The 6688-nt window shown below is 71.2% G+C and carries 6 protein-coding genes; 5 read left to right on the top strand and 1 reads right to left on the bottom strand.

Features of this window, described 5'->3' with window-relative positions:
• The first annotated feature begins 214 nt into the window (after positions 1 to 214).
• The gene (locus D7V93_RS34670) at positions 215 to 1276 is read left to right on the top strand and encodes an asparaginase (RefSeq protein ID WP_120647447.1); all 1062 of its coding nucleotides are present in this window, start codon (positions 215 to 217) and stop codon (positions 1274 to 1276) included.
• A gap of 71 nt (positions 1277 to 1347) precedes the next feature.
• Entirely contained in the window at positions 1348 to 2259 is a 912-nt protein-coding gene (locus tag D7V93_RS34665; RefSeq protein ID WP_120615504.1) for a GGDEF domain-containing protein, read from the top strand.
• A gap of 256 nt (positions 2260 to 2515) precedes the next feature.
• Here the strand turns inward: D7V93_RS34665 and D7V93_RS34660 are convergent, their stop codons facing one another.
• Positions 2516 to 4108 (bottom strand): HEAT repeat domain-containing protein, encoded by a 1593-nt coding sequence (locus tag D7V93_RS34660; protein WP_120647446.1) that lies wholly within the window; start codon positions 4106 to 4108, stop codon positions 2516 to 2518.
• 135 nt (positions 4109 to 4243) lie between these two features.
• On the opposite strand from D7V93_RS34660, the gene rpsU reads away from it, so the two are divergent.
• The 3 genes from rpsU to dnaG form a co-directional block, all read left to right on the top strand.
• Positions 4244 to 4438: a 30S ribosomal protein S21 gene (rpsU, locus tag D7V93_RS34655; protein ID WP_014395136.1), complete on the top strand. Its 195-nt coding sequence runs from the start codon at positions 4244 to 4246 to the stop codon at positions 4436 to 4438.
• Positions 4439 to 4552: 114 nt separating this feature from the next.
• Positions 4553 to 5011, top strand: a complete 459-nt coding sequence (locus D7V93_RS34650) for a GatB/YqeY domain-containing protein (protein WP_120647445.1) — start codon at positions 4553 to 4555, stop codon at positions 5009 to 5011.
• Between the two features lie 334 nt (positions 5012 to 5345).
• Positions 5346 to 6688, top strand: a 1343-nt coding sequence (gene dnaG, locus D7V93_RS34645; protein ID WP_244237684.1) for a DNA primase, incomplete at its 3' end; no start/stop codon positions are given.

Below are 6688 nucleotides of genomic sequence, written 5' to 3'. Positions count from 1 at the left end.
GCCGCGGAGGGGTTCGGAGCCGGGGCGGGCGCTGGCTTGGCGGGGGGCGAGGCCGGGATTTCAGCGCTCTTGGTACAGGCGGCGCCCAGCAGGGTCACCGCGGCCAGCACGGGCGCAAGACGCTTCCAACACGAGAGGATCACGGCCGCGGGTCTTAGCCACGCGCGCAATGCTTGTAAAGCAAGGCGGGCTTTGGCAGGGAGGCCCCTCGCCCATGCCCAGAGTCCTGCTGCTACACACCGGAGGCACGCTCGGAATGGCCGGTGGCCGCCCTTCCGCCCTGCGTCCGGCAGCCTTCTTCCAGACCCTCCGCAGGCGCGCCCCGGAGCTGTTCCAGCTGGCGGACATCGAGCTGGAGCTGTTCTCCAACCTCGACAGCTCCGAGATGCAGCCGGAGCTGTGGAGCCGGATGGCCGCCCACCTCCACCGTCGCCTGCCCGACTTCGACGGGGCGGTGGTGACCCACGGTACGGACACGCTCGCCTACACGGCCAGCGCGCTGTCCTTCATGTTGCGCAACCCGCCCTGCCCGGTGGTGCTGACGGGTTCGCAGCGGCCGCTGGGGGAGATCCGCTCGGACGCGCGGCTCAACCTCATCGACGCGGTGCTCTCCGCGCTCCAGGGGCCGCGCGAGGTCACCATCTGCTTCGACTCGCACCTGTACCGGGGCAACCGCACGCGCAAGGTGAAGGTGGCCGAGTACGACGCCTTCGAGAGCCCCAACTTCCCCGTGCTGGGCACCCTGGGCGTGGACGCCACGTTCGAGGCGGGCTTGAAGCCGCGCGGGGCCTTCAAGCTCCACGAGGCGTTGGATCCGCGCGTCTTCCTCCTGAAGGTGTACCCGGGGTTGGATCCCGCCCTGCCCCTGCAGCTCTTGCCGCACGTGAAGGGGCTGGTGCTGGAGGCGTACGGGGCGGGCAACGTGCCCATCGCGCCGGAGCTGGGACGGTCGCTCCAGCCGCTCTTCGTCCAGGCCCGGGAGCGGGGCATCCCGGTGCTGGTGGTGAGCCAGGCGTACCGCAACGGGGTGGACCTCACGCTCTACGAGTCCGGGGCCATGGCCCTGGCGCAGGGGGCGGTGGGCGGCGCTGACATGACCCCCTCGGCGGCGCTGGTGAAGCTGATGCAGGGGCTGGCGGAGCATCCCCGGGGGGGTGAGCCCCTGGCGCGCTTCCTCCGGACGCCGGTGGCGGGCGAGCTGTCCGTCGGACGGCCGACAGTCCCCCCTCCGACGGCGAAGCGGCGCCGGCCCACACGGGTGGGGCGGGTCGGCTGATACCGGTCGCATGAAAGGAGCGTGGGTGTGCTTGCCGCCGTGAAAAGGCGGCCCCTAAGATGGGAGGCGCGATGTCCGAGGAGAAAACTTCCGTCCATTCCATTTCGGATCTGCTGGGCAGCGCCCAGCAGCAGAGCGCGTATCTGATCGTCATCAGCGCCAAGTCCGCCGCCGGCATCGGGCGGATGTTCAAGCTGGACCGCTCGGAAGTGGTGCTGGGCCGCAGCTCGGAGGCCCAGTTCCAGGTGGAGGACGACGGCATCTCCCGCAAGCACGCCAAGGTGGTGGCCATCGGTGACGGCCGCTTCCAACTGGTGGACCTGGGCAGCACCAACGGCACGTACCTGAACGGCCTGAAGGTGAGCGCCGCGCCGCTGTACGACGGCGACAAGATTCAGATCGGCTCCAACACGGTGCTGAAGTTCAGCATCCAGGACGCGCTGGAGGAGCAGTACCAGCGCAGCATCTACGAGTCCGCCACGCGCGACGGCCTCACCCGCGTCTACAACAAGAAGTACTTCATGGAGACGGTGCGCAAGGAGTTCGCGTACTGCCTGCGCCACCGCGTGCCGCTGTCGCTGGTGCTCTTCGACGTGGACCACTTCAAGCGCATCAACGACGTGTACGGCCACCCGGCCGGAGACTTCGTGCTGACGCGCATCGCGCAGCGGGTGGCGGACACGGTGCGCACCGAGGACCTGCTCGCGCGCTACGGCGGCGAGGAGTTCGCGCTGATGCTGCGCGAGTCCGCGGAGGACGCGGCCCTGGCGTGCGCGGAGCGTTGCCGCGTGGCGGTGGACCGCAGCGACTTCATCTTCAGCGGCACGCCCATCAAGGTGACCATCAGCCTGGGCGTGGCGACGCTGCTGGACTCGGACTTCTCCCAGCCGGAGGACCTCATCTCCGCCGCTGACAAGTACCTCTACCGCGCCAAGCACGCGGGCCGGAACCGCGTGGACGCCAAGGCCGTCAGCGGCCCGTGAGCGGAGCCGCCGTGGGGCCCGTTACGACGGGCCCTGATGCGCGGCCGAAGCCCGGCCGGCGCGGCTTGGATCGCGCTCCGACTCATGCATGAGTCGGAGCCCGCTCGGCGTCAGCGGCCGAAGCCCAGGCGGCGCAGCCCCTCTTACAATCCGACTCATGCATGAGTCGGAGCCCGCTCGGCGTCAGCGGCCGAAGCCCAGGCGGCGCAGCCCCTCTTACAACCCGACTCATGCATGAGTCGGAGCCCGCTCGGCGTCAGCGTCCGAAGCCCAGCCGGCGCAGCCCCTCTTGCGACACGTGCTTCACGTGGGAGTCCGTGTCGTGGGCCACCGCATCGCTCAACGCCGCCACCGCGTGCGGACCGCCCAGCGCCGTCAGGGTCCTCGCAACGGCGAGGCGCACCTCCACCGCGGGATCCACGCGCAGCCGCTCGGCCAGCACCCGCACGTGCGGCGGCCGGCCCACGAACTCCAGCGCCCGCGCCGCCGCGGCTCGCACCACCGGGTGCTCCGAGCCCAGGAGCCCCGCCGCGTCATCCCCGCGCGAGGGCTGCCGGTAGGAGGCCAGGACGTCCAGCGCGGCGGCCACCACCTCCGGCGCCCCGTCCTCCAGCGCCTTCGCCGCCAGCTCCAGCGCCTCCGAATTCCGGGGCAGCGACCCCAGCGCGCGCACCGCGCCCGCCCGCACCGACGGCACGCTCGCGGACGCGTAGGGCGCCAGCCGGCGCGTGGGATTCGCGCCCTCCTGGCAGTCCCCCATGAGCGCCACCGCCTCGCCTTGAATCTCCGGGGTCCGCGCGTTGCGCCCGTCCGCCACGTCCCGGAGGAAGGCCGCGCAGCCCTTCTCGTGGGCCATCGCCTCCAGCCACGGCCGGGCGGCCTCCACCGTCTCCGCGCCCTTCACCCCCTGGAGCGCGGCCTCGCGCAGGGGCTTCCCGCCCGACTCCGCCAGCCCCCGCGCCGCCTGCTCGCGCACCCGGGCGTCCGCGTCCCCCAGCACCCCTTCCAGCTCCCGCTTCGCCAGGGGGCCGTACCGGCGCAGCCCGGCCACCGCCGTGCGACGGCGCTGCACGTCGCTCGACGCCAGCTCCGGCCGCAGCCCCTCCAGTTCGCGCGAGTACACGGCGAAGAGCCGGTTGATGACGGCCTCGTCCGGGGGCTTCGCCTCCGCCAGCAGCAGCCGGCCCACGGACGCCTTCTGGCGCTCCGCGACGGCGGACAGGAGCGAGGCCATCACCTCGTCGCCCGCGACGGGCCGCGACGCCACCGCGTCCAGCACCACCCGCGTGGCGGAGCGCCCCTGGAACGTGGCCAGGTGCAAGAGCGCGGGCAGCCGCACGGCGGGCTCCTGCGAGAACATCTCCAGCGCGAGCGTCTGCCGGACAGCCTCCCGGCGCGCCCACACCCGGGCGGCAGCGGACGGGCCCCGCGCTCCGGCGTCCTGGAGGAAGTCCGCCGTGGAGCGCCCCGCGTCGGCCGCGGCGCGCACGGCGGTGAGGCACGCCCCCAGGTCGGCTTCTGGCGGGGTGTCCATGATCCAGTCCGCCAGGGCCCGCCGCTCGGTGAGCCCCCGGCTGCGGGCCTCCGCGCGAACGGCCGCCCAGCGCACCCGCCAGCTCGGGTCCTTGCGCGCCGAGTCCAGCGCCATCCGGGCGTCCGCGCCCCCCGCGCCCAGGGACGTCACCCAGCTGTCCACCCGCCCGCCGGTGACGCAGACGGGGCAGGTCCGGGCCCTCAGCGACGGGTCGGTGACGTGGCGGCGGCAGGAGGACCAGCACTCGGAAGCGACCGTGCCGCCCCGGGAGGGACTGGCCGCCAGCAGGAGCACCAGGAGGAGGAGGTGACGCACGCGGAGGGCACTCTAGCGCACCCTGCCCCATCCTTTCCGTGCGGGTCTCCTTGCCTTTTGCGGCCTGCTGCGCCATACCCCGGCCCCTTTGAAAATTTTCAGATCGCACCCAGCTAGGCGGAAGGAGGTGACTGCATGCCCGGTATTCGAGTGAAGGAAGGTGAATCCATCGAGAGCGCCCTCAAGCGCTTCAAGAAGGCCACCGAGAAGGCCGGAATCCTTTCCGAGATCCGCAAGCGCGAGCACTACGAGAAGCCTTCCGTGAAGCGGAAGAAGAAGGCCCTCGCCGCCAAGAAGCGCGCTGTGAAGAAGGCCCGCAAGTCGTACTAGCGCAGGCCTCGCAGTGAGGAGCCGGGGCGCCCCTGAAAAGTCAGGTGCCCTGGCTCCCGCCGTCCCATCCCCTGGCGCGGCGACACCTTTTCCCCGCCCGTGAGGAATCCCGACATGGCCACCCTGAAAGAGCGCATCGACGCGGACCTGAAGGACGCGATGCGGTCCAAGTCCGAGCTGTCCCTGAGCGTGCTGCGGATGCTCAAGAGCGCCGTGAAGTACAAGGAAGTCGAGCCGGGTGCCTCCGCCCTGGACGACGCGGGCGTGCAGCAGGTCATCGCCACCCTCATCAAGCAGCGCCGCGACTCCGTCGAGCAGTTCAAGTCCGGAGGCCGTCCGGAGCTGGCGGAGAAGGAAGAGCAGGAGATCTCCGTCCTGCAGAAGTACCTGCCCCAGCAGCTCACCCCCCAGGAGCTCACCGCCGCCGTCCAGGCCGCCATCTCCGAGGTCGGAGCCCAGGGCCCCAAGGACATGGGCGCGGTCATGAAGAACGTGAACCCCAAGCTCCAGGGGCGCGCGGAAGGCAAGGCCATCTCCGAGGAAGTGAAGTCCCAGCTCTCCAAGCTGTCCTGAAGCACCGTCGCACCGGGAACGGGCGCCGGAGGAATTCCTCCAGGCGCCCTCCCAATCCACCGGGCTTTGAAGCGGATTTTTTGATCCCTCGCCCGCACGCCGCTATCGCTGATCCCGGTTCATCTGCTCGTCCCCCACCCCGGAAGGCGGGCAGGAGTCCTTGAGGAGTGCGCGCCGTGCCCCAGCCTTCGTCCGTTCCCGGTGACCGCCCCCGTCCAAGCTCCCCACCTGGGAGGGCGGGCGGCCAGGGGAGCAACCGTCGCGGAGGTGTCAGGGCCTGCTGCCAGGATGCCGGGCGGATGGCCGCGCTCATGCGGATGGATGGAGGGGCGTCGTGATTCCGGAACACAAGATCCAGGAGGTCCTCGACCGCGTGGACATCGTGACGCTGGTGTCCCGCCACGTGGAGCTCAAGAAGGCCGGGCGCGAGTTCAAGGGCCGCTGCCCGTTCCACCAGGAGAAGACCCCCTCCTTCTACGTCGTCCCGGAGAAGCGCTTCTACTTCTGCCACGGCTGCCGTGCGAGCGGCGACGCGGTGTCCTTCATCCAGCGCTACCTGGGCAAGACGTTCCAGGACGCGGTGAGGGACCTGGCGCAGGAGGTGGGCATCGACCTGGAGGCCGCGCAGGACCCGGGCCTCAAGGAACGCCAGCAGGTCAAGGAGGCCACGGACTTCGCCGCGGAACACTTCCGCACCCATCTCTGGGACGACGAGGGCCGCGCCGCGCGCGCCTACCTGGCCAGCCGGGGCGTCTCCGAGGAGGTGGCCCACGGCTTCGGCCTGGGCTGGGCGCCCGCGCAGTGGAGCCTCCTGGCGGACCGCTTCCAGAAGAACGGGATGCTGGAGTGGGGCCTGAAGGCGGGCCTCATCACCAAGCGCAACAGCGGCGAGGGCTGCATCGACTTCTTCCGCAGCCGGCTGATGGTGCCCATCCGCGCACCCGAGGGCCGGCCCATCGCCTTCGGCGGACGGCTGGTCGCCGCGGACGACGGGCCCAAGTACCTCAACTCGCGCGAGTCCCGGCTCTACAACAAGAGCGAGACGCTCTTCGGCATGGACCAGGCGCGCGATGAAATCCACAAGCGCAAGACGGCGGTCCTCGTCGAGGGGTACTTCGACTGCATCGGCCTGCACCAGGTGGGCGTGCGCCACGCGGTGGCCCTGTGCTCCACCAACCTCACCGCCGGCCACCTCCAGGGCCTCAAGCGCGCGGAGGCCCGTGACCTGGTCCTGCTCCTGGACGGAGACTCCGCGGGGCTCGCCGCCGTGGAGCGGCTGGCCGGACCCCTGCTCGCCGCGGGCGCCCCCACCCGGGTGGCCCTGCTGCCCCAGGGGGACGACCCGGACGTGTTCGCGCGCCGGGAGGGCACCGACGGCGTGGAGCGGCTCCTGGAGGGCGCCCAGCCCCTCACCGCCTACCTCTTCGCCACCCTGCTGCCAGGGGGCAGGCAGGCGAGCTTCGAGGAGAAGATGGCCGCCCTGGAGCGACTCAAGCCCGTCACGGCCCAGGTGCCACCGGGCCTGACGCGCTCGGCGCTCATCAGCGCGCTGGCGGGGCACTTCGGCTGGATGCCGGCGCAGATTGAAACGTCGCTCCTGCCCGGACGTCGCCTGCGCCAGCACCATCCGCAGGCCCATGTGGGACAGCTCATCACATACCCGGAACGTGTCCCGGG

It is taken from the genome of Corallococcus llansteffanensis (assembly GCF_003612055.1).
Lineage (GTDB): Bacteria > Myxococcota > Myxococcia > Myxococcales > Myxococcaceae > Corallococcus > Corallococcus llansteffanensis.
This window is presented reverse-complemented; position numbering and strand designations above follow the sequence as displayed.